Source organism: Nannocystis bainbridge (genome assembly GCF_028368995.1).
Lineage (GTDB): Bacteria > Myxococcota_A > Polyangia > Nannocystales > Nannocystaceae > Nannocystis > Nannocystis bainbridge.
In genome coordinates this window covers 1,669,088-1,694,643 of the sequence record NZ_JAQNDL010000001.1, presented here as the reverse complement: position 1 = coordinate 1,694,643, position 25,556 = coordinate 1,669,088, and the positions used below count along the sequence as shown (strand labels likewise).

Sequence of the window (25,556 nt, the reverse complement as noted above, 5' to 3'; positions counted from 1 at the left end):
GCCTGTCACTCCGGCGGCAGCAGCAGCAGCCCGCCGTCGATCACCACCTTGTCGCCGACCTTCCCGCCCTCGGTGAGCCCGAGCCACTCGCCGCTGCGCGCCCCGATCGTCACCGGCCGCACCTCGAAGCTCCCCGCGCCCCGCTCGACCAGCACGACGTCGCCGCCGTCGCGGTGGAGCACGGCCGATTGCGGCACCGCCGGCATCGCCGCCGACGCCCGCGCGTGGCGGACCCGCCCGAACATCTCCGGGCGCAGCCGGCCTTCGGGGTTCGGCAGCGCCGCCTGCACCTTGATCGTCCGGGTCTTCGGCTCCACCGTGTCGGCGATCCGCACCACCCGCGCCGCGAACGTCTCGCCTGGATACGCCCCCAGCTCGAGCTGCATCGACTCGCCGAGCGTGACCAGACGGACCAGGTTCTCCGGCACGTCGGCGGTGACGAGCACCGCGCTGAGGTCGGCGATCGTCATCAGCGGCTGCGCCGTGTCGGAGTGGAACTCGCCGGGCGCCACGTGCAGCTCGAGCACCGTCCCCGAGATCGGCGCCTCGACCGCGATCGTGTCGCGCGGGTCGCCGACCCTCAGACCGAGCAGCTCGAGGCGGCGGCGCGCCTGCTTGCGATCGGCCGTGCTGCGCACCAGCTGCGCGCGGGCCTCGGCGTGCGCCGCCTCGACGTTGTCGACCTCCTTGCGGGCCACCGCGTCGTGCTGAAACAGCCCGAGCACGCGCGCGCGGTCGGCGTTCGCCTTGGCCAGCCCCGCCCGCGCCGCCAGCACGTCGGCCCCCGCCTGCTCGAAGTGGGCGATCGCCGCATCGGCCTCGGGGCTGTCGAGCTCGAGCAACCTCTGACCGGCGCGCACGTGATCGCCGACCCTCACCTCGACCGCGCGTACGCGCCCGGTCACCGGCAGCAGCACGTGCGACAGCCGGCTCGGATCGATCTCGATCTGCGCCGGCGACACGACCTCGTCGGACGGCAGCTCGCGCGCGGTGACCTCGCCGATCCGCACCGCCTGCAGCATCGGCGAGTCGGGCGGCAGCTCGATCTGCGTCGGCTGGCCCGGCTGCGGCGACGTCGCCGACACGGCCGCCGTCTCGCGCTGCGGCGCCCGTGGTTGGCACGGCCCGAGCCAGCCCGCCGCCAACATCACGAGCCACGCTCGCGTCGTCACTGCGGGGTCTCCCGCGCCGTCACGGCGTCGATCACGTACAGCGCCTTGGCGTAGGCCGCCCGGGCCTCGTTGTAGGTCCGCCGCGTGTCGTTGAAGGCCCGCTGCGCGTCGATCAGCTCGATCAGCCCGGCCTCGCCGCGCTCGTAGGCGTACTCCGCGGTCGCCAGTACCTGCTCGGCCTTGGCCAGCATCCCGCCCTCGAAGCTGCGCAGCAGGTCGCGCGCCACCTCGTAGTCGACGTGGACGTTCTCGACCTCGATCCGGATCGACTGCTCGACCGCCCGCGCCCGTTGCTCGGACTGGGCCGCCAGCTGGCGCGCGCGCTCGATCTGCCCCTGGTTGCGATCGAACAGCCGCAGCGGCACCACGAAGAAGAACCCGAGCGAGTTGCCGGTGCCGGCCAGGCCTTGCTGGCGGCGCGCCTCGACGCCGAGCGAGAGGTCGACCTTGCCCTCGGCGATCTGGCGGCGGATGTCGGACTCGGTGAAGCGCAGCTCCGTGCGGGCCGCCTGCAGATCGGGCCGCTGTCGCAGCGCCTGCGCGCGGATGTCGGTCAGCGCGTACGCCCCGGCGTCGGCCCGCATCTCGCCCGTGACGAAGATCGCAGCCGCGACGCGCGTGCGGCCGAGCAGCAGCGCCAGGTTGTTCGCCGCCACCTGTTGCGCCCCCTGCGCCTGCCGCAGCTCGTTGCGCGCCTGCAGCTCGGCGATCTGCGCGCGCGTCAGGTCGACCCGGGCCAGGTCGCCGGTGCCGACGCGGAGCTCGTTGAGCGCGATGACCCGGGCGTACAGCTCGCGGTTGGTGCCGGCGAGCTGGACCGCCGCGGCCGCGTACTGCACGTCGACGCAGGCGCACTGCACGTCGCGGATCAGCCGCCGCGCCGCGTCGCGCAGCTGCTGCTCGGCGACGGCCACGCCGGTCTCCGCGACCTCGATCCGCCGCTGTCGCTTGCGCCCGCCGCGGATCATCACGTCGGTGCGGGCGAAGAACTCCTGCGGCCCGGCGTGGTTGACGTTGTCGTAGTGGGTGCCGAGCAGGTCGAGGTGATCGGCGCCGAGGCTCAGGGTGGGGTTGAGCCGCAGCCGCGCCGTGATCACCTCCGCGCGCGCCAGCGGCACCTCGTGCATCTGCGCCAGCAGCTGCAGGTTGAGCCGCAGCGCCTCCGCGACCGCCGCGTCGACGTCCATGCGCTCGACCGCGGACGGCCCGACCGGCGGCCCGTCCGCGCCCGGGGGCGCCGCGCTCGCCTGGTCCGAAGGCCAGCCGAGCGCCGCCGCGACGACGATCACGCGCGCGGCGGAGCGGGCGCGGAGCGGGTCGGGTCGAGGGCGCGAGGGCGACACCCGAGCGGGTGTATGCCAGCGGCGCGAGCCGGCAAGCCGGCCCGGCGCGTCCGCGGCGGCCGTGCCATCGACGCCCGCCCGGACCCTCGCCGTCGGCACCTGTCGGGCGCGAGGCTCGAGCGCCGCCGATGCTCGTCCCGCTGGCGAGCGAACGAACCCACGCGCGCTTCCCTACCCCCCGCCGTCGCGGCCCTGAATTACCGCTTCAAAGTCCCCACGGGCCCTTACCATCGGGCATGGCCGTCAGCTCCTCGCCCGCGCTCGAGCGCTGCCTCCGATCGATCTCCACGCACGGCGCGACGCGAGTCTTCCTCGTCTCCCTCACGCCGATCGCGGCGGTGGGCTGCCTGGGCCTCGGCGCGGTCGTCGGCTGGAAGATGGGGGTCGCGCTGGCGATCTTCGTGATTCCGATGATCCTGCTGATGGCGCTCGCCGTGCAGCTCTCGCACGTGTGGCCGATGGTCCGCCGCGTGCGGGCGGCCGCTTCGCGCCGCGCGGCTCGGCCCCGGCAGGCCGCCACCGGCCGGCGCGAACAGCTGCTCAGCGACGAGATCGTGTGGATCTACGGCCATACCACGCACGGAAATCGTCGCGGGACCCACGACTATGTGACCCTCGGGCTGGAGGACGGGACCCGCGTCGAGCTGCAGACGACGCACCTGAACGACGACGACCGGCAGGCGCTCCTGGACGAGCTGCAGGCCCGCTCGCCGCACGCGACCCACGGCTACAGCCCGGCGCACGCGCAGGCCTTCCGCAGCGACCCACGGTCGCTGCGCCGCGAACCGGACACGAAGCCGGCGGTCCCCGACCTCATCGAGCGAGCAGACGGAGGTGCTGCGCGCGCTGGGTGCGATCGCGTTTCTCTACCCGAACGGGCCCGGGAAGCTCTACCGCCACGCGCTCGATCGCCTGCGCGCGCACCCGGACGGGCGCATTCGCGGCGCGGTGCCGCAGCCTTCGGCGCCCGGCAGCGCGGCTCGCAGCTGAAGTCCTGCGTCTCTACGCGCGCTGACCCGGGCCGGTCACACGTTGATGTTCTTGGCCTTGGTCATCTTCATGAACAGGTGCTCGCCGGAGGTCGTGCGGGCGTACTTGGGCGGGGTGTCGGGGCCGCAGCAGCTCGCCAGGGGGATGACCTCGGCGTCGTAATTCGGCTGGTGGAAGAACACCAGCGATTGCCGGCGGGTGTTGCCATTGGCGTCGGGCGGCGGATTGGCGACCCGGTGCATCGACGAGCGCCACTGGTCATTGGTCCACTGGGCCATGAGGTCGGCGACGTTCATCACGAACGCGTCGGAGGGGACGCGCACGGGCACCCACGAGCCGTCGGCGCGCTGGACCTCGAGGCCGCCGGGGGCGTCCTCCATGCTGAGCAGGGTCAAGCTGCCGTAGTCGGTGTGGGCGCCGGCGCGGAGCTGGTTCGGCTGCGCGGGGGTCGACTGGTGCGGGTAATTGATGGCGCGCAGGCAGCTGATGTTGCGGTCGACCTTGTCGTCGAAGAAACCGAGCGGGAGCGCCAGCGCGGCCGCGAACACGCGCATGAGTCGCCAGGCGACGCGGTCCATGTGGCGATACAGCTCGGTCCAGGTGGCGGCGAACTCGGGGACCTCGGTCGGCCACGACAGGTCGGGCATGTACATGCGACCGATCTCCGACGTGAAGTAGGGCTCGTCGCCGCGCTCGATGCGGCCGACGGTGAACGCCTCCTTGAAGTCGGGCACCGTCTCCTGGTCGAGCGAATACGACAGGCCCTCGGCCCCGAGGCCGCGGTAGCCGACGAAGCCGCCGGGCGGGGCGGCGTAGCGGTCGCGCTGCGCCAGCTCGAGGTCGAAGAAGGCGCGGGAGCTGCGGTGCGCCGCGTCGATCGCCGCTTGCGGGACCCCGTGGCCGACGACGACGACGAAGCCGAGGTCGCGGCAGGCGCGGTCGAACGCCGCGGCGACGGCGGCCGCGCCGGGGCCGTCGCCGTCGCCGAACGGGCCGATGTCGATGACCGGGATCTCCGAGGAAGGGGCGCTGCTCATGTCAATGCTCTCCTGCCGCGCTGCGGCGATGACCGGTCCGACGTTCGCGGAGCTTGGTGAGGGCGTGGCCGATGCCGTGCTGCAAGGTCTGGCGGACGGTGATGTGCCGCAGCGGCTCGTCGAGGTCGGCCATCATCGCGGCGAGGTCGGGCGAGATGCCGGTCAGGACCGCCTCGGCGCCGAGCATGCCCATGGCCCGGACGGTCTGCATCAAGGCGTCGACGATGTCGGCCTCGACGTGGCGCACGCCGGTGAGGTCGAGGATGACGACGGCGGCGCGGGTGGCCGCGACGTGCTGCAGGACGGCGACGGCGATCTGCTGGTTGCGCTCGCGGTCGATGGCGCCGATGAGCGGCACGGCCAGCACGCCGTCGACGATCGGGACGATCGGGGTCGAGAGCTCGAGCAGCGCCGAGCGCTGGGCGTGAATGACCTCCTCCTGCAGGCGGAGGTGCTCGCTCTCGGCGCGGCGCATATCGGTGACGTCGGTGGCGATCGTGCCGACGGCGCCGACCTGGCCGTCGTCGTCGCGGATCGGGAACATGTGGGTGAGGAACACCTTGAAGGAGCCCTCCCACGGGACCTTCTGCTCGAGCACCAGGGTGGTGCCGGTGCGGAACACCTGGGCGGTGGTGTCCTGCATGGCCTCGGCCGCGCCGGGCGGGAGGATGTCGGTGACGTATTTGCCGAGCACGTCCTCGGGCTTGAGGCCGACCTGGCGCGCGGCCTCGTTGCTGGCCAGCACGTATTTGTGGCTGCTGTCGGTGGCGAGGATCGCCAGCGGGGCGTTCTCGACGATCGCCTGCAAGATCGACTTGGTGGCCTGCAGCTTGGCCTCGGCGCGCCGCTGCTGGGTCAGGTCGGTCGAGATCCCGCCTTGCGCGATCATCCGCCCGTCGGCGCCGAGCACCGGGAACTTGTAAGAGCGGAAGAAATGCATGCCGTCGTCCTGCGGCAGCAGCTCCTCCTGGGTGACGGTGGCGAGGGACTCGGCGACCTGCCGGTCGGCGATCCGGAACGCCTCGTAGACCTCCTTGGGGAACACGTCGGAGTCGCGGCGGCCGATCACGGCGGCGGGCGAGAGGCTGGTCAGGCGCTCGTAGGTGGTATTGATGTGCGTGAAGAGGCCGTCGGCGTCGCGCAGATAGATCAGCGAATCGACGTGGTCGATGGTGGTCTGCAGCAGGCGCTCGAGCCGCTGGCGCTGATCGTCCTGCTCGGCGACCCGGCGACGGAGAGCGGCGTTCTCCGCCTGTAGGCGGGCGATCTCGGCGTTTTCACTCATCGGCTCGCGACGACTTGAGCATATGCGGTGGATCCACGGGCGATGCATGCGCCCCCCGGGGATGCGAGCTTGCCTGAGGTCTCGTGGCCCCAGTGCGCGTCGCTGCGCAGGGGGGCGTGTCGCTGCTTGCTTACCTCGACTTACGCATGTGCGCGGGCCGATCGTGGCGCGTGGGCAATGGCGATTCGCTGGCCGGCGCTGCGGGTGCGATGGCGGGAGCGTGTGGCGAGGGATGCGCTGTCAGGCGAGACAGGCAGCGCCTCCGAGGATCCATGAGCGCATTCGCCGAGTGGTGCGATGGTTGGCAGGGAAAGCGGCGAGCGGGGCGATCGCTCTCGCGAGCACGGGCGCACGCCGATGCACGACCGCGAGTGCGGCCGGCGCGGGCGAGAGGCTCGCCTTCGAGTAACGTTCACGCGTGCCGAACAATCGCGCGAGGCTGGTGATCACGGCGGCGGCGCTGCTCGGCGGGTCGGCGGGTTGTGCGGGCGAGGATCTGCCACCGTTGGTGGCGAGCGGCCGATTCATCGATTTTCACACCGACGCCGACGCGTCGCTGCTGTGCATGGATGATTTCCTCGCGCGCGAGGAGCGGTTCGTCGCGGCGGTCGCCGGGGCGGTCGGGGTCGGGGTCCCGACCGGACGGATTCGCTATGTGTGGGATGCGTTCGCGGCCTCGGGCGAACCGTGGGCCTGCGAGCGTTCGCGCGATTGCTACCGGTATGATGAATCGCGCGACTCGGGGCTGATCGTCTCGCGCACCGTCGTCAATCGTCACGAGCTCGTGCACGCGGTCGAGGTCCCGGCGCTGGGACAGGCGGGGTCGAAGGTGCTCGGCGAGGGGCTGGCGGAGCACCTGGGGTCGGGCACGTCGACGGCGGGCGTGGTGGCGGGCTTCCCCGCGGCGTTCGAGGCGATGGTGGAGCGCGGCGAGCTCGATTATCTGCTGGCGCAGCATTTCGTCGGGTCGATCGTGGCGCGCGACGGCGCCGCCAAGTATCGGGCGTTTCGTGTGGCCTTGCCGGGGGACGCGCGGCTGCCTCAATTCGTGGAGGTGTTCGAATCGATCTACGGGCGCTCGTGGGGCGAGGCGCTGGCGGCGATGGACGAGCCGATTTACGGGCTGAACCGACCGCTCGGCTGCGGGGAGGGCGAGCCGCTGGCGTGGGACGCGGAAGGTTCGATCGATCGGTCGGTGGTCAGTCAGTGCGGCGACGGGACGTTCTTCGGCCCCGGTCTGGTGGACGGCCAGCCCGCGTTCGAGGCGACCTTCGTGGTCGAGGTGGCCAGGGCGGGGCTTCATGATTTTACGATCGAGGGGGCGGGGGTGGAGGGGGTCCTGCAAGCCTGCGCGTCGGCGACGATGAGCCAGAGCCTCGGCTCGCACGGGGGGCAGACGATCCGCGGCTCGCTGGAGGCGGGGGAGCACGTGCTGCTGCTGCGATTCCCGGCGGACGATGGCTTGCGCGGGGAGGCGAAGCTCAGGCTCGCGTTCGTGGGCCCGCCGCCGTGAGCCCGAGGGCGTGACGGCGCGAGCCGCCGCGCCTGGATCGAGGTCAATCTTCGGTCCCGCGGGGGCCGTCGACGGGTATCGACTCTCGTGAATTTTCGGCCTGGTCCTCAGGACATGCTCATGGGGACATGTGACGTGCGCAGCGGTCTGGGCGCCGCTCGCAAGACGGGCGAGCGCTTCACGGCGAGGCGGCGCCCCGCCGCGAGGGCGTCCACGGGTGGGCGGATCCGCGAGCGGGGGTTTTGTGGCCGGCGGGCAATTTTTTCCCGGGCGGCGGGTACTCCGTCCGGGCTAAGGTCCGCATGACGATCGGCCGCCGCTCCGTGGACCACGACGAACGCACCCTGCTGCAAGGGCCGCAGAGCTCCGGGCGGCCGTCGGAGGAGCGCGAGGCGCTGCTGGGGGCGTCGGAGACGCTGCCGGCGGGGTCGGACGGGCTGGCGGCGACGGGCGACGGGGCGGCCCGGCCGACGCGGGTGCGCGGCAGCGTGGTCGGGCGCTATGTGGTGCTGTCGCTGCTGGGGACCGGCGGGATGGGGGCGGTGTACGCGGCCCACGACCCCGAGCTCGACCGCAAGGTGGCGCTCAAGCTGCTGCGGCCGGACGCGAGCCCGGGCGAGGCGGCGCGGATGATCCGCGAGGCGCGGGCGCTGGCCCGGCTGAGCCACCCCAACGTGGTGGCGGTGCACGACGTCGGGGTGGTCGGCGACGGCGAGGTGGACGAGGTGTTCATCGCCATGGAATTCGTCGACGGGGCGACGCTGCGCGGGTGGCTGCGCCAGCGGAGCCGGTCCCTGCGGGAGATCGTGGAGGTGTTCGCGGCGGCGGCGCGGGGGCTGGCGGCGGCGCACGCGGTCGATCTGGTGCACCGCGACTTCAAGCCCGACAACGTGATGGTCGGCCGCGACGGGCGAGTGCGCGTGATGGACTTCGGGCTGGCGCGCGCGGGCGGGGCCGTGGCGTCGCGCGAGCCGAGCGTGACGGGCGACCTGCGGGCGAGCGCGACCGATGTCCGGCTGACGCGCGCAGGGACGCGGCTGGGGACGCCGGCGTACATGGCCCCCGAGCAGTGGATGGACGACGAGGTCGACGCGCGCACCGACCAGTTCGCGCTGTGCGTGGCGCTGTGGGAGGCGCTGTACGGGGAGCGGCCGTTCCGCGGCGAGTCGGTGCACGAGCTGATGTTCTCGGTGACGGAGGGGCCGCTGGGGCGGCCTCCGGAGGGCCCGCGGCGGGTGCCGGGGTGGCTGGGGCGGGTGCTGGAGCGCGGGCTGGCGCGCTCGCCGTCGCGGCGGTTCGAATCGATGGAGGCGCTGCTGGTCGAGCTGGAGCGCGGGCTGGCGCGCCAGCGGCGGCGGCCGCTGCTGTTCGGGCTGCTGGCGGTGGGGCTGGTGGCGGCGGGGGTGCTCGGGCTGCGAGCTCGCAGCGCGGCCGGGTGCGCGGCGGCAGGGCGGGAGATCGAGGCGGTGTGGCACGAGCGGGCCCGGGCGGGCCTGCACGCGGCGCTGCTGGCGACGGGGGCGCCGTTCGCCGAGACGTCGTTCCAAAAGGCGGTGCCGCGCATCGATCGCTGGGCCGGGGCGTGGGCGGAGCTGCGGACGCAGGTGTGCACCGAGGCGGAGGTCGACGGGTCGCGCCCGCCGGCGCTGTACCGCCAGGCGGTGGCGTGCCTCGACGAGCGGCGCGAGGCGCTGGCGGCGTTGCTCGAGGTGTTCACCAGCGATTCGGCGGCCAACGTGCAGCGCCTGGTGCCGGCGATGGCCGGGCTGGCGGCGCTGGAGCCGTGCGCGGAGAAGAGCTACCTGGAGCGCATGCCGGCGCCGCCGGACGACGCGGCCACGCGCGAGCGGGTCCACGGGCTGCGCCGCGAGCTGCAGCAGGCGCGCGGGCGGCTGGCAGCGGGCGACTGCGGCGGGCTGACGCAAGCGGAGGCGATGCTGGCGGCGGCCGAGGCGCTGCCGCACCCGCCGCTGGTGGTGGCGGCGCGCGACCTGGTGGCCGACCTGGCAGAGTGCGGCGACGCGTTCGCGCGCGCCGAGGCGGCGCTGCGCCAGGTGTACGTCGAGGCGGAGGCGCAGCGGGCCGACGAGGTGGCCGCGGGGGCAGCGATCCAGCTGGTGGCGACGATCGGCCGCGACCGGGCGCGCGCGGCCGAGGCGCTGCAGTGGGCGCTGCCGGCCGAGGTGATCGTGCAGCGGCTGGGGGAGACGCGCGGGCTGCTGGGGGCGAGCCTGGCCCAGAACGTGGCGCGGGTGCACGCGTCGCGCGGGGAGTACGAGCAGGCGCTGGCAGGGATGGAGCAGGCGCTGGCGATCCGCGAGGAGCTGCTGGGGCCCGATCATCCGACCGTGGCGACGGCGCTCGACGTGATCGGGGGGATCCACCGCAGCCGCGAGTCGCTGGACGCGGCGCTGGCCGCCCAGACGCGGGCGCTGGCGATCCGCCGCGAGGCCCTCGGCGCCGATCATCCGGCGGTCGGGGTGTCGGCCAACAACCTGGGGCTGCTCGAGCAGCAGCGCGGCAACTACGACGCAGCCCTGCCGCTGCTCGAGGAGGCGGTCGCGGTCGCCGAGCACGCGCTCGGCCCCGACGACCTCGAGGTCGGCACGTCGCTCAACAACCTCGGCCGCCTGCAGCACGTGCGCGGCCGCTACGCCGAGGCGCGGACGCTGCTGACGCGGGCGCTGGCGATCCGCGAGGCGCGGCTCGGGCCGAGCGACCTCGACGTGGCGGTGACGCTGCAGAACCTCGGGCTGCTCGAGCTGCTCGAGGGCAACCGCCTGGCGGCGCGCGAGCTGCTGCAGCGGGTATTGACGATCCGCGAGCGCAAGCTCGACGAGGCGCACCCGGAGGTGGTGGCGATCCTCGACAGCCTGGGCACGCTGAACTACCGCATCGGCAGCTACGCGGAGGCGCAGGCGCTGCACGAGCGGGCGCTGGCGATCCAGCAGCGCATGCTGCCGGCGGGCCACCCGGACATCGCCAGCTCGCTGCGCAACCTGGCGCTGGTGCGAGCGGCCCGCGGCGAGCGCGAGGCGGCGCTGGCCCAGGCGAGCGAGGCGGCGACGATGGCCGAGCAGGCGCTGGGGCCGAGTCACCCGGACCTGGCGCCGATGCTCAACACGCTGGGGCTGCTGCAGCGCCGCGGCGATCCGACGGCCGCGGTGGCGACGCTGGAGCGGGCGCTGGCCATCTCGGCGCGGGCGCGCGGGCGCAAGCACCCGGCGACCGGGACGTCGCTGCTGCGCCTCGGCGAGGCCCACCTGGCCCGCGGGGCGCTGACCGAGGCGGAGGCGAGCCTGAGCGAGGCGCTGGCGATCCGCGAGGGCCTCGGCCGCGAGACGCCGGAGGTGGCGGAGGTGCTGGTGGCGCTCGGCGAGCTCGAGCTGGCTCGCGGGCAGTCGGTGGCCGCGGTGCCGGTGCTCGAGCGGGCGGTGCAGATCCGCAGCAAGGGCGGGATCGCCGGCCATCAGCGGGCCGAGGCCCAATTCCACCTGGCCCGGGCGCTGGCGCCGAACGACCCGCCGCGCAGCCGCGAGCTGGCCCAGCAGGCAGCCGCGACCCTGCGCGAGGCCGGGCCGGGGTTCGTGGAGGAGCTGGCGGCCGTCGAGGCGTGGCTGCGGCCCTGAGGTCCGGGGCGCCGCGAATCACTCGCGCCCGCGACCTGCATTGGCCGCACCCGACGGCCGGTGAGGCGCCCGTCAATGCACCGATGTGACTGTCAGTACCACCAATCACCACCCGTCGCATCCGCCGCGCCGCGCCGCCGCCGGCGAGCCGAGCCGGATCTGCAGGGCCGCGCGGACCGGTGATTGCGCGCCGACGCGCGCGTCTCTGCGTTCGGTCGGTGTGGTACGGGCCGACGGCCGTGCCCTCCATACAATGTTTTATGTCCAATGGAACGACGCTCGCGTCCGGGCGCGGAGTCCAGTGCAGGCGTGCGGCGAGCTGGACCGCTGCAGCAGACGCCAATGCGAGGTGTCTCCCGCGGGCCGGAGACGTGCCATAGACTTGCTCCCGGAATGCTGGTCCCGTCCAAGCCGATCAACGAGCGCGAGCGCCTGGAGGCGCTCGAGCGGTGCGGAGTCCTCGACAGCGAGCCCGAGCCCGCGTACGACGATATCGCCCGCCTGGCCACGCAGGTGTGCTCGACGCCGATCGGGCTCGTCACCCTGGTCGACGACAAGCGGCAATGGTTCAAGTCGCGGATCGGCCTGAGCGTGTCGGAGACGCCGCGCGAGCAGGCGTTCTGCGCCCACGCGATCCTCGATCCGGCCGACCCGCTGGTGGTCCCCGACGCGCTGAAGGACGCCCGCTTCGCCGACAATCCGCTGGTCACCTCCGATCCGAGCATTCGCTTCTACGCCGGCGTCCCGCTGGTGCTCGACGACGGGGTCGCGGTCGGCACCCTCTGCGTGATCGACCGCGTGCCGCGCCAGCTGTCGGCCAAACAGCTCGAGGCGCTGGCGCTGCTGGCCCGCCAGCTGTCGACCGAGCTGCGCCTGCGCCGGCAGCTGTCGGCGCTCAAGCACCAGCTCACGGGGCCGTCGGAGCTGCCGCGCTCGCCCTCGGCCAGCCGCACGGTGCTGAGCGACGTCCTGCGCGAGACGCCGCTGCCGCTCGACACGATCGCGGGCCGCTACCGGCTCGGCGACATCATCGGCGTGGGCGGCATGGGCCTGGTGGTCGGGGCGACCGATCTCGAGACCAAGAGCCCGGTGGCGATCAAGTTCCTGCTGCCCGCGACCCGCAGCGACGCCGAGATGCTCGAGAAATTCGTCCACGAGGCGCGCGTGCTCATGCGCCTGCGCGGCGACCACATCACGCGGATCCTCGACGCCGGCAACCTCGGCAACGGGGCGCCCTTCATCGTCATGGAGCGGCTCGACGGCGAGGACCTCGACTCGCTGCTGGACCGACGCGGCGGGCTGCCGTCGCACGAGGTGGCGGACCTGATGCTGCAGGCGTGCGCGGGGGTGGCGCAGGTGCACGCGGCGGGCATCTTGCACCTCGACCTGAAGCCCTCGAACCTGTTCTTGACGCGCAGCGAGGCCGGCCCCCCGATCGTCAAGGTGCTCGATTTCGGGGTGGCGCGGCCGTGGCGACAGGAGGAGGGGCCCGAGGACGCGGCGTCCAAGCTGAGCCGGGCCGGCTCGCCGCATTACATGTCGCCCGAACAATTGGTGGAGAGCTCGACGGTCGATGTCCGCAGCGACGTGTGGTCGCTCGGGGTGATCTTGTTCGAGATGCTTGCAGGCTTCCGCCCGTTCGAGGCCGAGTCGGTGGTCGAGGTGTGCGCGCAGCTGCTGACGGCCCAACCGCCGCGCCTCCCGCTGCACCGGCCCGACGTGCCGGAGGCGCTGGCGCAGGTCGTGGTGCGCTGCCTGCAAAAGGACCGCAACAAGCGCTTCGCCTCGGTCGACGAGCTGGCGCTGGCGCTGGAGCCGTTCGGCTCGCAAGGCGAGGGGCACCACCAGGCGGCGGAGTGACGCAGGGCGCGGCGGCGAAGGACGGGTGTCTCTCGGGACATGCAGTGATTCGTCGGCGTGGCCCGGAGGGCCGTGCGGGTCGCAGCGTGAATCGTGGCGGAGGGCCGCGAAGGGTGAGCCGCGAATCGTGGCAAAAGGCCGAGAAGGCAGCGAACCGAGAATCGCCGCAATCATCAGCGCCGGGGTGAGCCGCGATTCGCGGTGACCGGCCGCGCAGGGGAACCACGAATTGCGGCAACCGGCCGCAAACCGCTACGCCCGTGAAAGCGCGCTCCAGCGACGGGGCGCGCTCTGCACGTTCGCCCGGCTCGCTACCGGCAGTGTCCGTGCCTCACAGCGAGCGCGCGACGGCTGGAGCCGCCGCGCGCAGGTCATCCTCGCATCGAGCCACGTGAAACGTGCTGTCAGAGGTCGCGGATCGTGCCGCACTCGCCCCAGCTGCGCACCGCCATGGCCCGCACCTGCTCGCGCAGGAAATCGTGGACCGTGGCGACCGGGCCGGCCGCGCCGGCGAGGTCGTAGCCGCGGCGGCGCGTCAGCAGGGTGGTGGCGTCGATCTGCTGCAGCTCGGCGAGGGTCGTCTCGCCGTCGCGGTCGAGGTCGGCGTCGGCGATCCACTGCGCGCGCAGGGTCGGGCGCTCGGCGCCGATCGAGGTCTGCAGCCAGGTCACGGCCGGGAACGCCAGCCTGACGCTCTGGCTGGCGGCGGCGGGGTCGGTCCATACGCAATCGTCGTAGGCCACGCCGTTCGGCAGACCCCAGCGGAACTTGACGCTCGGCGCCGGCGCGCAGTCGGCCGGCGCTTCGGGCCGACACGACCTGCCGTCGGCCTTCTCGATCGTGCCCTCGACGTAGACCGCATAACCGTTCTTGGCCATCAGCGCGGCGTCCTGCTCGAGGGTGAAGGGCGACAGCGGCCGGACCCGATCGGGGTCCGCCTGCGTCAACGTGAAGCCGATCGAGGACGGGCGCGGGCGGCCATCGGCGTGATCGAGGAGGGCGCCGCTCGTCGGCAGGCTCTGCAGGTCGATCACGTAGTCGGCGACGATCTCGACGTCGCTGGCGCCGGCGGTGCTGAGGGTGACGCTGCCGAGCGAGACGAGGACCTTCTGGTATTCGACGGTCCAGCCGTCGCGGATCTGGCCGACCCCGGTGCCGCTCTGGACGCCGAACACGCCGTCGCCAGGCGCGGCGATGATGTCACCGACCTGCGAGAGGCCGTCGCTGACGCTGCCGTGGGTGGTGTACATCATCTGCCCACCGGTCGAGGTGTCGCCGTCGTCGCCGCAGCCGCACAGCAGCGCTCCACCACACAGGCCCCACAACCAGGACGATCCGCGCATCACTCGGGGGAGCACAGCACGCGGGTGCGGGCCCGTCAACTGCGGCGGAGACGATCGCGGCGATCGAGGAACGATCACGGCGATGCGCCGCGACTCTGGTGTCATGGTGCGTTGACCAGAGCGAGGTCGAGGACGAGCTGGCTGGCCAGCGCACGACCCGGAGCGTCGGCCGGCGCGACCGCGAGCGCCGCCTCGAAGGCCCGGCGAGCGCGCGCTGGTTCGCCGATCTGCGCCAGCGCCCTGCCGTGCGCGCGGTGCAGCTCGGCGCACGCGGCAGCGCCGGAGCAGCGCCCGTCGAGGCCGCCGAGCTCGGCGAGGATCCGCCGCACGAGCGCGGGCTCGAGGATCGGTGCGCCGAGCTCGTGACTCCACGCGCGCGCGAACAGCTGGAGGTAGCGCGCCTCGCCGAGCGCGTGCCGCAGGCCCGGCGCGAGGCCGTCGGGATCGTCGCGCAACCATCGCTGCAGCTCGAGCTCGAGGTCGGGGGCTTCGACGAGAGCGCGCTCCAGCGAAGCGGCGACGGCCTGCGCGCGACCGAGACGGATGGCGGCGATCGCCTGCCACAAGCGAGCGCGTGGTTCGGGGATCTGCGCGAGCTGTTCGCTCGCCGCGTGGGCGTCGCCGTCGACCAGCGAGGCGGCGGCTCGCAGCCACGGCGAGGCGGCCGGCGAGGCGCCGAGAGTGGCGCCGAGCAGGTCGATGGCGGTGATTCGCAGGCGCATGCGCGGCGCCAGCGGGGTGTCCGCGCCGCGCAGCTCGAGGGCGGCCGGCCCGGGCGACCAGGTGCCGCGCAGAGCGACGATGTCGCGGGCGACGATCGTGCGCGCGGGGTCGAGTCCGCGACAGGTGGCGGTGCCGCCGGTGATGTCGAGGTCGAGCTGCAGGCCGAGCCCGGGGAAGGTCTGGTCGGCGTGCACGGAGCCGAGCGGCGTGACGGCGGCGGCGCCAGGAGCAGGTCCGGCGCAGGTCAGCGTCAGCTCGTGCTCGACGCGCAGGCCGACCTGGGCCGTCGCGTCGCCCTGGGTCACGGCCAGCGTGAAGGCGGCGCCGGCGACCAGCGAGGACGGGCTCAGCGTCACCTCCACGAGCAGGCGATCGCCGCGGAGCTCGAGCGGCCAGGCCGCGAGCACACCGGCGTCGGCCGTGACCAGCAGCGCGCGATCGATGGGGTCGCCGCGCACGGCCGCGGGGTCGACCACGGTCCACGCGTCGGCCTCGCCGAAGCGCAGCGACAGGCGCGCGCGGGCGGCCAGGGTCGTCGCCAGACGCTCCCGCAGCGCCTGGGCCTCGGGGCCCGCCGCGCTCGACTCGCGCAGCCGGGTCGCCAGAGCCTCGGCAGCGGCCTCGAGGTGGCCGTCGCGCGCATGGAGGGCGACCAGCTCGGCCAGCGCGGCGTCGCGGATCGTGGGCTCCTCGGCGGCCGCCAGGGCGAGGGCGAGGGCGCGCGGCGAGTCGTGCGCGGCCGCGAGCAGGGTGGCCGCCGCCAGGCGCCAGCGCGCGCGGGTGGGCGCCTCGGCCCGGTCCGCCAGGGTCAGCAGGGTGGCCGCCGCCAGGTCGAGCAACCCGGCCCGGGCCAGCGCGACCACCTCGGGCGGCGCCTCGGCTTCGGCGAGCCGCTGGGCCAGGTCGAGCCGCGGGGAGGCCTCGCCGGCCGTCCGGGCGGCGGCGTGCAGCGGCGCCAGCTCGGGGGTAGCGAGCAGGCCCGGCGCCTCGGCGCCGATCAAGGCCAGCAGCGCGGCTGCCTGACCGGGCGCGCGCCTGCGCCCATCCTCGCGCCTCGCCAGGGTCGCCCGCGCCAGCCCGAGCAGGGCCGTCTCCCGGGCCTGCGCGTCCGCGCGCGCGAACACGTACGCGTGGGCCCACGCCTCGCGCGCTGGCTGCCCGGGCGTCTGCTCGATCAGCCGGGCCCAGCTCGCCCAGGCGCGAGCGGCCTGCGCCTCGCTCGCCTCGGCCAGCACGTGGCCGGCGCGCTCGACCTGGCCGGCCGCCAGCAGCCCTGCCAGCCGCTGCTCGAGCGCCGCCGCCAGCTCCTCGGCCGCCCGCGCCTCGCGGTGCGCCGACCAGGCCCGGCCGCCCAGCAGCGCCCCCGTCACCAGCGCCAGGGCCCCGGCCGCCAGCAGCCAGCGTCGGCGGCCGCCGGCAGCCCGTCGGCCGTCCGCGGCCGCCAGCGCCGCCAGCAGCGCGTCCATCGTCGGCCAGCGCTCGGCAGGGTCGGTCCGCAGCCCGCGGGCCAGCGCCTCGCGCAGGGCCGCCGGCACTGGCGTCCCGGGCGGCGGCGGCCGCATTCGGCCGGCCGCCACCGCGGCCAGGTCCTCGAACGGCCGCTCGCCGTGCAGCGCCTCCCAGGCCATCACGCAGAAGCTGAACTGGTCGGCCCGGGCGTCGGCGCGGCCCGGGTCGCGCAGCTGCTCCGGGGCCATGAACGCCGGCGTGCCCAGCACCGTGCCCGATTTCGTGAGCGGCGCGTCGAGGCTGCCCGTCGCCGTGTCCGCCGGCGCCCCCGGGTTCGCGCGCGCCAGCCCGAAATCGACCACGCGCGCACGCCCGTCGGCGCCGACCAACACGTTCTCCGGCTTGAAGTCGCGGTGGATGATCCCCGCCGCGTGGGCCGCCGCCAGCCCGCGCCCGGCCTGCGACACCATCGCCACCGTCTCTGCCGGCGTCCGCGGGCGCTCGGCCAGCCACTCGCGCAGCGTCGTCCCGCGGACCAGCTCCATCACCACGAACGACTGCCCCTCGGCCTCGCCGATCTCGAACACCTGGACCACGTTGGGGTGCGACAGCCGGCCCAGCGCCTGGGCCTCGCGGCGCAGGCGGGCCAACTGCTCCGGGTCGGGCTGGCCGCGCGGCGCGTGCAGCAGCTTGACCGCGACCTCGCGGCGCAGCTGCGGGTCGTGGGCGCGGAACACCACGCTCATCCCGCCCTGGCCGAGGCGCCCGAGCAGGCGGTAGCGGCCCAGCTGGACCGGCTCGGCGGGCCGCTGGAACAGGCGCCCGCCGACCCTGGCCGCCAGCAGCTTCGCCTCGAGGTCCGACAGCGCGCCGGGGCGCGGGCCTGGGCGCTCGGGGTCCATGGCGGCTATTGCTGGTCCCGCAGGTTGCGGGCCCACGTCTCGAAGCCGAACGGGATGCGCTCGCGCACCGCCTGCGAGCGGGTCAGCAGCCCCATCTGCTCCTCGAGCAGCTGTCGCGCGCGCCGCAGCCGGGTCGCCGCCGTGCCGACCGGCACCGCCAGCGCCTCGGCGATCTCGGCGACGCTGAGCTCCTCCCAGTAGAACAGCTCGATCACCAGCTGGTGGGCCAGCGGCAGGCGGAACAGCGCGTCGAGCAGCAGCTGCTCCTCCTGCTCCTTGGCCACCACCGCGCTGGCCGTCGGGCCCAGCTCGCACAGCGACACCTCGTCGAGGTCGAGCGGCGCGCCGTGGCGGTGGTTGGACCGCAGCTGGTTGTAGAGCACGTTGCGGGCGATCCCGAACAGGAAGCCGCGGAAGCTGCCCTCGCCGCTGAATCGCTGCTGGCCTTCGAGACAGCCGAGGAAGGTCCGCTGGATCAGCTCCTCGATGTCGCCGTGGATCTTGTTGCGGAAGAAGCGGGCGATCGACGCGAAATGGCGGGCGAACAGAGCCTCGCCGGCCGCCTGATCGCCCGCGCGCCAGGCCGTGAGCAGCTGCGAATCGCTGGCTTCCGCCACGGGCGGGCACCGTAACAGACCCGCGCGTCCGCTCGCAAGAACCGCCCCGGAGCGGCCCGCGCGCTCGCCGACGCCGCGGTCCCGGGGGCCGGCGCCGACCCTGATCGCGGGTCCGCCCCGGCTGACGATCGCGCATGGGCCGAAGCCCGAGCGCGCGCCATGGCTGCGGCAGGCGTGCGGCGGCTTCGGCAGCGCCGAATCGAGGCAGAGCACGCTTCGCCACCGCGGTCCGCCGCAAAGCCTCGGCCCGTGGCGCGGGTTTCTTCTCGCCCCCGCAATTCGATCGGCCGCCGCGGTTACTCCCATCGCGGAGGCACGAACATGCTTGGCTTGAACTTAAATCGCTCTCTGCTCGCGCGCGCCGGTCGTCCCGGCGCGCTGATCCTCCCGCTCCTGGCCGCGCTCACGGGCGCGTGCGGGGACGACGGCGCCTACTACGCCAGCGGCGGCTACGACGGTTACGGCGAGCCGCCCGGGGAGGAGCCGGCGCCCAAGCCGATGCCGGACGACGCCGAGGCCGAGGAGCAGCCCGCGTGCGACATGGACAGCCCGGTGACGCTCTTCCTGTCGCCCGACGACTCGAACTCGACCTCCTCGCCGGTGCAGGCCCGCGAGGCGATCCTGAGCGGCCGCCGCCTCGGGTCGGTGCCGCTGCGGACCTGGGAATTCCTCAACTACTACGCGTTCAATTACCCGGCGGCCAAGCCTGGCGAGCTGACGCTGACGACCGAGCTCACGCGCATCGAAGGCATGCCGGAGGGTCAGTTCGTCATGCAGATCGGCGTCGCCGGCGAGGCGATCGGCAACGCCGACCGGCGGCTGATGAACGTCACCCTCGTGCTCGACGAGTCGGGCTCCATGGAGGGCGAGGCGATGGCGATGCAGCAGGAGGTGTGTCGCCGGATCGCCGGCAGCCTGCGCGCCGGCGACGTCGTCTCGGTGGTCGGCTGGGACATCGAGAACGCGATCAAGCTGGCCGGCCACGAGATCGCCGGCGCCGACGATCCGGCGCTGGTGGGCGTGTGCGACGGTCTGCAGGCCGGCGGCGGCACCGACCTCCACGGCGGGCTGACGGCCGGCTACGAGCTCGCGCACCAGTACTTCGACGCCTCGCGGATCAACCGCGTGGTGCTCGTCAGCGACGGCGGCGCCAACGCGGGCATCACCGACAGCGAGATCATCGGCGCCGGCGCGGGCGCCCAGGATCAGGAGGGCATCTACCTCGTCGGCGTCGGCGTCGGCCTGCCCGACGCCTACAACGACTCGCTGATGGACGCCGTCACCGATGTCGGCCGCGGCGCCTCGCTGTTCGTCTCGTCCGTCGAAGAGGCCCAGCGGATGTTCGGCGAGCGGTTCGTGCAGACCATGGCGGTCGCCGCCCGCGACGTGCGCGTGCGCCTCGAGATGCCGCCCGGCTTCTCGATCGTCAAGTTCAGCGGCGAGGAGTTCTCCGCCGACCCGGCCGACATCGAGCCGCAGCACCTCGCGCCCAACGACGCGATGGTGTTCCACCAGGTGATCGAGACCTGCGCGCCGGAGCAGTTCGACCCCAACACCAGCTTCACCGTGGTCGCCCAGTGGAAGGACGCGGTCACCTTCGCCCAGCGCGAGACCCAGGTGTCGCTGCAGCTCGGCGAGGTGCTGGCCGCCGAGTCGGCGATGCTCAAGAAGGGCGCGGCCGTGTTCGCCTACGCCGAGGCGCTCAAGGCGGTGCGCGACGGCAAGTCCTCCAAGGAGATGCTCGATGCGGCCTCCGCCGCGCTGGCGCGGGCCGAGGCGGCGCTGCCCGGCGACGCCGACCTGGCGGAGATCCGCCAGATCCTGGGGGCGCTGTGATGGGCGCGGCGCGGTGATTGTATCGTCGCTATGAATCAGGCCAGGGGCCGCGGCGGGCCGGTGGGTATCACCGGTCGCCGCGGCCCTCGGCATGGTAGCAATCTGCGCACGCGTGCAGCGTGAGCGCAATCAATACATGTACACCGCGCCGACCCGCGAGCCGGAGGCGTCGTGGAGATCGCCGCCGACGCCGGTGGCAGCGCTGTCTTCGAGGGGCGCCCCGATCACCAGAGTGCCGGCGTCGGACGTGAGCCCGATGGACCCGCCGAAGTGGATGTCGTGGCGGGAGTTCGGCGCCTTGAGGTAGCGCTGGTGCTTCCAGGTGCCGGCCACGCGCGAGAACACATAGGCCGCGCCGGACTCGGGCGCGCTCGCCCCGGCTGAGGCGGGGAAGCTGCCCACGCCGCCGCCGTCCTGCGTCGCGGCACCCGCGGCGAGCACGCCCCCGTCGGCCGACAGCGCCACCGAGGCGCCGAACGAGTGGCCCGCCCCCGCGTTCGGGGTCTTGAGATAGGCATCCTGCTGCCAGGTCTGCCCCAGGCGCGAGAACATGTAGACGGCCCCGGCGCTCGGCGCCGCGTCGTTCCACGGGTCGCCGTCGATCTCGGTGGCGGCGGAGGACTCGGCCGGCGCGCCGACGGCCAGCATGTCCCCGTCGGGCGTCAGCGCCACCGAGTACCCGAACCAGTCCCCCAGGCCCGGGTTCGACGCCTTGATGTATGCCTCCTGCGACCAGGCGCCGGTCTTCGCGGTGAACACATAGACCGCGCCCGAGCTCTGCGAATCGTCGGACATGTCGCCGTCGATGCCCGCGGAATTGCTGGCCTCGTAAGGGGCGCCGACAGCCAGGGTGGCGCCGTTGGCGGACAGCGCGAGGTCGACGCCGAACCGATCCGCCGCGCCGGCATTGGCGGCCTTGAGGTACGCGCGGTGCTGCCAATCGCCGCCCTCACGCGAATAGACATACACAGCGCCGGAGTCCTCGGCGAGCCCTTGCCACGGGTCGCCGTCGACGCCGGTGGCGGCGCTGTCCTCGCCCGGCGCCCCGACCGCGAGGGTGTGGCCATCGGCGGAGAGCGCCAGCGCCTCGCCGAACTGGCTCAGCTCCCGGGTATGGCTGGCCTTGACGTACGCCGCCTGCTTCCACACCCCGGCCGTGCGTTCGAATACGTAGACCGCGCCCGCGGCGGCCATGCTGTTGTCCTTGGCATCGCCGCCGACGCCGGTCGCCGCGCTGGCTTCGCGCGGAGCGCCGACGGCGATGGTGTCGCCGTCCGCGGAGATGGCGACCGCGCCGAACTGGTCATCCGCCTCGGCGTTGGCGGACTTGAGGTAGGCCTGCTGCTTCCAGGTGTCGCCGTCGCGGACGAACACGTAGGCGGCGCCGCTGTCCGGCGCATAGTTGTGGAGCTCGTCGCCGCCGACGCCGCGCGCACCGCTGTCCTCGTACGGGGCCCCGACGACCATGGTCGAGCCGTCGGCCGAGATGGCGAGGCTGTGGCCGAAGTTGTCGTGGCTCTCGGCGTTGGAGGCCTTGAAATAGCCGATCGCGGCGTCGACCGCGGGGCCGACCGGCACCGGCTCCGATTCGCTGCAGCCGAAGCGATTGCAGGCGCGCAGCTTGTAAGCCGCGGACAGCCGGCGGTGGATCGGCATCGTCAGGGCGAGCGAGGTCTCGAATTGGTCCGCGCCGAACTGCGACCAGCCCGGGACCTCGGGGTAGGGGCGCTCCAGCAATTGATAATAGTCGGCGCCGTCGACCGGGTCCCACGAGAACATGAACTGCTTGATCGGCGCATAATCGAGGACGAGGCCCGGCGCGCCGGGAGGCGCCCCGATGTCGTCACCGTCGCCGGTGGTCGTGGCGTCCGCGAGCGTCGTCGAGATCAGCGAATCGGTGAGCGACGGTGGCTCGGCGAAGGTGCTCGAGCTCGAATCGTCGGTCGTGGCGGCCATATCGCCGGAGTCGGCGGGCAGAGAGCAACCGAGGGTGCAGAGCGTGAGGAGCGGATAGAGGCGGGCGCGGTTCGACATGCTGTACCGGCCAAGGCAAGCGGCGTGCCAGGCTCCACGGGCCGCGATTCCTGTGGTTCCGGGGCTCGAACGGGCAGGCCGCGTTGGTCGCTCCAACCGCGGTTGGGTACTGGCTTTGGGGGGCCGCCGGGCCTGCTCCAGCTCGCAGACCGTGCCGCTGCGGCGCAGTGTCCGAAGGACATGTCGTATAGGACATGTCCTTCAGGTCATTCGAGAACAAGTCACGACTGCCGCGTCACTGTAACGCCGCCTGCGCGAACGCTCGCAGCGAGCGGGGCGGGCGGCCGGTGCGGCGCAGGACCTCGTCGGTCACGCGGTCCTCGGCCCCGCCCGCGATCGCCTGCTCGAGCGCGCCGAGCATCGCCGCGTACGGGGCGGGCATGCCGGCGGCGACGAGGCGGGCGCACCAGGCTTCGACCGTGATGGCGCGGTGGGTCACCGGCTCGCCGAGCACCTCCGAGAGGATCGCCGCGGCCTCGTCGTAGGACAGCGCCTGCGGGCCGGTGAGGATCAGGTCGGCGTCGGCCGGGGCGAACAGGGTCGCCACGGCGACGGCGGCGATGTCCTCCGCGTCGATGAAGCCGATCCGCCCCGCGCCGCTGGCGCTGACGAACGCTCGCGCTTCACGGACGCCGCGGCCGATCCCGTGCTGCGGGTCGACGAAGTTCTGCATGAACCACGACGGGCGCAGCACGGTCCACGCCGGCGCGCGTGCCCGCAGGGCCGCATGCACCGCGCCGAGGCCGGGCGTCCCCGCTTCGATGGCGGAGGAGCTGAGCAGCGCGAAGCGCTGGACGCCGCCGGCCACCGCGCGGTCGATGAACGGCACCATGAGTCGCTCGGGATCGCTGACCAGCCCCGGCGCCACCAGGTAGACGGCGTCGACGCCCGCGAGCGCCGCGTCGTGTGAGGAGACATCGGCCCAGTCGAAGCCGACGGCGTCCGGGTCGCGCGGGTGACGGCTGGCGATCTTCACCACCGCGCCGCGGGCTCGCAGCCCGCGGACCACCGCGCTGCCGGTCTTGCCGGTGCCTCCCGTGACGAGCGCGCGCATCACCCACCTCCCAGCGCGGCGCGGACCGGGCCGTCGCGGAACCCGCTCGCCGCGGACGGATCCCAGTACTCGCGGTAGCGCACGATCTGCCCCGCGCGGCACTCCAGCACCATCACGTAGTCCTGCTCGTAGACCTCGCCGCCCGGGGCCAGCGTCGCCGAGCCGTGGACCTCGCCGAGCACGACCTCGGGGTTCGTGGTCGCGTGGACCTGCAGGTCGCGGAAGCGCAGGTCGCGGAACACGCCCGGCGTGCGTCGGAAGTACTCGGCGATCGCGGTCTTGCCGGTCAGCCGCGTCGGCATCCCGAGGCGCACGGCGTAAGGGAACTCGACGACCGCGTCGTCGGCGAACAGCTGCAGCCAGCGCTCGATGTCGCGGGCGATCCACTCGAGGTGATCCGCGAGCAGCTCGGTCGCGCGGCGCGGTGGATCCTGTGCAAGGTCTTGCATGGCGTCTCCCATGGTCGTGAGGCTAATGCGGCCGGCCGCACCGCGCGTCCGGATCGCCGATCCGCGCGTCCTGAGCGAGGGGCCAGCGAGGTGCGCCGGCGCGACTCTGCGACAGGCCGGCGTGCCCGCGGACGGGCCAGGCGAGCCGCCGTGGGTTATAGGCCGGCGTGCCCGCGGACGGGCCAGGCGAGCCGCCGTGGGGTATGCTTCGCGGCGATGACCGGGCTCGACGCGCTGGCGCGCTCTCTCGTCGTCCTCGGCAGCGAGGTCAACACCCTCGAGCTCGGCGGGCGGTGGGGCAAGCATCGTCGGGCCGCGTGCGGCAGCGCCAAGCTGTACGCCGCGCTGCACGGCGGCGGCGAGCTGCGAGTCGCGGGCAAGAGCCTGTCTCTCGGGCCAGGTGAGCTCGCCTTCCTCCCGCGCGCCGACGAGCACGTGATCCGCGACGGCCCCGGCACCCTGGTGCCGCCGGGCGGCAGCGCCTGCGTCGGCATGCACCAGACGGCGGCGGACGTGTGGGCCAGCGCGGCGGCGGCGACGACGAGCCTCGTGATCGTCGACCTGCAGATCGATCACGCCGACGCGCCGTGGCTGTCGCTGCTGCCGGCGGTGGTGCACGTCACCCACGACGACCGCGAGCTCGGCGGCTGGTTGGCGGACACGCTGGCGCTGCTCGGGCGGGCCCGGGCGCTGTCGCCGTCGCTGCGCGAGACGATCACCGCCGCGTGGGCGCAGGCGCTGTTCGCCCACGCGCTGCGGGTCGAGGGCGCGGCGCTGCCGGGCGCCGAGGCGCTGCGCGACGACCGGGTGGTGGCGGCGCTGCTGCGGCTGCGCGCCGAGCCGGAGAAGCCGTGGGCGCTCGGCGAGCTGGCGGCCGAGGTCGGGATGTCGCGCTCGGTGCTGGCCGCCCGTGCCACCGCGCTGCTCGGCGAGCCGGTCGGCAGCTACCTCCGCCGCCTCCGCCTCGACCGCGCCGCCAGCCTGCTCGCTACCACCGACGCCCCGGTCAAGGCGATCGCCGCCCGCGTCGGCTACGCCAGCGAACCCGCGTTCACCCGCGCCTTCGTGCGCGCGCGCGGGACCCCGCCGCAAGCCTACCGCCGGGCGCTGCGCGGGCGCGACTGAGATGCTTTTTAAAAAGGGCATGTTCCCGTGTACATGTCCGAAAAGACATGTCTATCGGGGCATGTCGTAAAAGCCATGCTTTCCGCCGATCCGTGCTCGACGGCCCGCCGCGACGACGTGACCCGTCGCCTCGCGCCTCGCGCGGGTCCTCCTGCGGGCGCCGCCGGCCGTCGAACTCGTGACGCCCTCGCGTCCGGCCCCGGCGTCGGCTCGGGCCGTCGCCGCGGACGTATGCGCCGCGCCGGCGATCCGCTATCGTCGCGCGCACCATGCCGCGTCTCGCCGTGCGCGCCATCCTCGTCGAGGACGACAACATCCTGCTCGAGCAATTCGAGGACGCCGGCGGGCCGTGGTACGTGACCCCCGGCGGCGGCGTCCAGGACAACGAGACCCTCGAGGAGGCGTTCCACCGCGAGCTGCAGGAGGAGCTCGGGGCGCAGGCCGAGTTCGGCGCGGTCGCCTTCATCCGCGAGATCATCGCCGACCGCCTGGCCGTCACCAACCTGCCGCCCGGCTTCCATCAGGTCGAGGTGTTCGTGCACGGCCGCCTGCTGCCCGGCCAGACCCTGCGCATGCTCTCGCCGGACGCTTGGCAGAGCGGCATCGTATGGGTCCCGCTGGCCGAGCTCCACACCTTGCCGTTCTTCCCGCGCGAGCTGATCGCCGAGTTTCAGGCCCGCGCCTTTCCACGGTTCTACTACGGCCATCGCCGCTGAGCCGCATACCGTCGAGCCCGCTCGGCGACTCGCCGCATTCGCCGTGGTCCTCGCGCGGGCGGCTCTGGTACACCCTCGCGATGCACCACAGCCGCCTCGCCGGATTCATCATCGATTGCCAGGACACCCCGCCCGACGACGCCGCCGCGTTTTGGAGCCGCGCGCTCGGCATGGCCTCCGAGGGCGACGACGGCCACGGTTACGCCGTGCTCGACGCCAGCGCCCGCGACCTGCACATCGAGGTCCAGCGGGTCAGCCACCCGAGCCGCCTCCACCTCGACATCGAGACCGACGACCAGTCGGCCGAGGTCGCCCGGCTCGAGCGCCTCGGTGCCCGGCAGGTCGCCCGGGGCCCGCGCTGGGTGGTGATGGAGGCGCCGACCGGCCAGCGCTTCTGTGTCATCGACGCCCGCCGCCCGCTGGCCGGCGCGCCGGGCTCCAACGTGTGGCCGTGATCGCCGGACATGTCCCGAGGCACA

General features: G+C 73.6%; 18 protein-coding genes. 8 read left to right on the top strand and 10 right to left on the bottom strand.

The genetic code is table 11. From position 1 onward, the window contains the following. Positions 1–5: 5 nt before the first annotated feature. Positions 6–1,172: an efflux RND transporter periplasmic adaptor subunit gene (locus POL25_RS06590; protein WP_272085043.1), complete on the bottom strand. Its 1,167-nt coding sequence runs from the start codon at positions 1,170–1,172 to the stop codon at positions 6–8. After that, positions 1,169–2,461 carry a TolC family protein gene (locus POL25_RS06585; protein ID WP_272085042.1) on the bottom strand — a complete coding sequence of 431 codons (1,293 nt, stop codon included), beginning with the start codon at positions 2,459–2,461 and terminating at the stop codon, positions 1,169–1,171. Before POL25_RS06585 ends, POL25_RS06590 begins: the two co-directional genes overlap by 4 nt. Before the next feature lie 888 nt (positions 2,462–3,349). Between POL25_RS06585 and POL25_RS06580 the strand changes: the two genes are divergently transcribed. Further along, a complete protein-coding gene (locus tag POL25_RS06580) occupies positions 3,350–3,505 on the top strand; it encodes a hypothetical protein (RefSeq protein WP_272085041.1) in 156 nt (51 codons plus the stop codon). A 35-nt stretch (positions 3,506–3,540) separates the two neighbouring features. Here POL25_RS06580 and POL25_RS06575 read toward each other — a convergent pair whose 3' ends face one another. Together POL25_RS06575 and POL25_RS06570 are read right to left on the bottom strand one after the other, a co-directional pair. Continuing rightward, the gene (locus POL25_RS06575) at positions 3,541–4,542 is read right to left on the bottom strand and encodes an isopenicillin N synthase family dioxygenase (RefSeq protein ID WP_272085040.1); all 1,002 of its coding nucleotides are present in this window, start codon (positions 4,540–4,542) and stop codon (positions 3,541–3,543) included. 1 nt (position 4,543) lies between these two features. Then, positions 4,544–5,827 carry a PAS domain-containing protein gene (locus tag POL25_RS06570; RefSeq protein ID WP_272085039.1) on the bottom strand — a complete coding sequence of 428 codons (1,284 nt, stop codon included), beginning with the start codon at positions 5,825–5,827 and terminating at the stop codon, positions 4,544–4,546. A gap of 418 nt (positions 5,828–6,245) precedes the next feature. Here POL25_RS06570 and POL25_RS06565 point away from each other — a divergent pair, with 418 nt between their 5' ends. The 3 genes from POL25_RS06565 (at position 6,246) to POL25_RS06555 (ending at position 12,829) form a co-directional block, all read left to right on the top strand. Beyond that, positions 6,246–7,340: a hypothetical protein gene (locus tag POL25_RS06565; RefSeq protein WP_272085038.1), complete on the top strand. Its 1,095-nt coding sequence runs from the start codon at positions 6,246–6,248 to the stop codon at positions 7,338–7,340. Positions 7,341–7,642: 302 nt separating this feature from the next. Then, a complete protein-coding gene (locus POL25_RS06560; RefSeq protein WP_272085037.1) occupies positions 7,643–10,969 on the top strand; it encodes a tetratricopeptide repeat protein in 3,327 nt (1,108 codons plus the stop codon). Positions 10,970–11,362: 393 nt separating this feature from the next. Further along, entirely contained in the window at positions 11,363–12,829 is a 1,467-nt protein-coding gene (locus tag POL25_RS06555) for a protein kinase domain-containing protein (RefSeq protein ID WP_272085036.1), read from the top strand. A gap of 404 nt (positions 12,830–13,233) precedes the next feature. On the opposite strand, the gene POL25_RS06550 is transcribed toward POL25_RS06555, so the two are convergent. The 3 genes from POL25_RS06550 to POL25_RS06540 form a co-directional block, all read right to left on the bottom strand. Next, entirely contained in the window at positions 13,234–14,172 is a 939-nt protein-coding gene (locus tag POL25_RS06550) for a hypothetical protein (RefSeq protein ID WP_272085035.1), read from the bottom strand. A 101-nt stretch (positions 14,173–14,273) separates the two neighbouring features. After that, a complete protein-coding gene (locus POL25_RS06545; protein WP_272085034.1) occupies positions 14,274–17,246 on the bottom strand; it encodes a serine/threonine-protein kinase in 2,973 nt (990 codons plus the stop codon). A gap of 5 nt (positions 17,247–17,251) precedes the next feature. Beyond that, complete coding sequence (locus POL25_RS06540) at positions 17,252–17,863, bottom strand: RNA polymerase sigma factor (RefSeq protein WP_272085033.1); 612 nt, start codon at positions 17,861–17,863, stop codon at positions 17,252–17,254. Positions 17,864–18,193: 330 nt separating this feature from the next. On the opposite strand from POL25_RS06540, the gene POL25_RS06535 reads away from it, so the two are divergent. After that, complete coding sequence (locus POL25_RS06535; RefSeq protein ID WP_272085032.1) at positions 18,194–19,699, top strand: vWA domain-containing protein; 1,506 nt, start codon at positions 18,194–18,196, stop codon at positions 19,697–19,699. Positions 19,700–19,828: 129 nt separating this feature from the next. On the opposite strand, the gene POL25_RS06530 is transcribed toward POL25_RS06535, so the two are convergent. From POL25_RS06530 to POL25_RS06520, 3 genes are all read right to left on the bottom strand, one after another. After that, the gene (locus POL25_RS06530; protein ID WP_272085031.1) at positions 19,829–21,733 is read right to left on the bottom strand and encodes a hypothetical protein; all 1,905 of its coding nucleotides are present in this window, start codon (positions 21,731–21,733) and stop codon (positions 19,829–19,831) included. 235 nt (positions 21,734–21,968) lie between these two features. Further along, positions 21,969–22,787 carry an NAD(P)H-binding protein gene (locus POL25_RS06525; protein ID WP_272085030.1) on the bottom strand — a complete coding sequence of 273 codons (819 nt, stop codon included), beginning with the start codon at positions 22,785–22,787 and terminating at the stop codon, positions 21,969–21,971. Continuing rightward, positions 22,787–23,236 carry a nuclear transport factor 2 family protein gene (locus tag POL25_RS06520; RefSeq protein ID WP_272085029.1) on the bottom strand — a complete coding sequence of 150 codons (450 nt, stop codon included), beginning with the start codon at positions 23,234–23,236 and terminating at the stop codon, positions 22,787–22,789. Before POL25_RS06520 ends, POL25_RS06525 begins: the two co-directional genes overlap by 1 nt. A gap of 216 nt (positions 23,237–23,452) precedes the next feature. Between POL25_RS06520 and POL25_RS06515 the strand changes: the two genes are divergently transcribed. The 3 genes from POL25_RS06515 to POL25_RS06505 all read left to right on the top strand — a co-directional run bounded on the left by POL25_RS06515 (position 23,453) and on the right by POL25_RS06505 (position 25,532). Beyond that, on the top strand, positions 23,453–24,361 hold the full coding sequence (locus tag POL25_RS06515; protein WP_272085028.1) for an AraC family transcriptional regulator: 909 nt from the start codon (positions 23,453–23,455) through the stop codon (positions 24,359–24,361). 269 nt (positions 24,362–24,630) lie between these two features. After that, complete coding sequence (locus POL25_RS06510; protein WP_272085027.1) at positions 24,631–25,077, top strand: NUDIX domain-containing protein; 447 nt, start codon at positions 24,631–24,633, stop codon at positions 25,075–25,077. 80 nt (positions 25,078–25,157) lie between these two features. Beyond that, on the top strand, positions 25,158–25,532 hold the full coding sequence (locus POL25_RS06505; protein ID WP_272085026.1) for a VOC family protein: 375 nt from the start codon (positions 25,158–25,160) through the stop codon (positions 25,530–25,532). Positions 25,533–25,556: the final 24 nt, after the last annotated feature.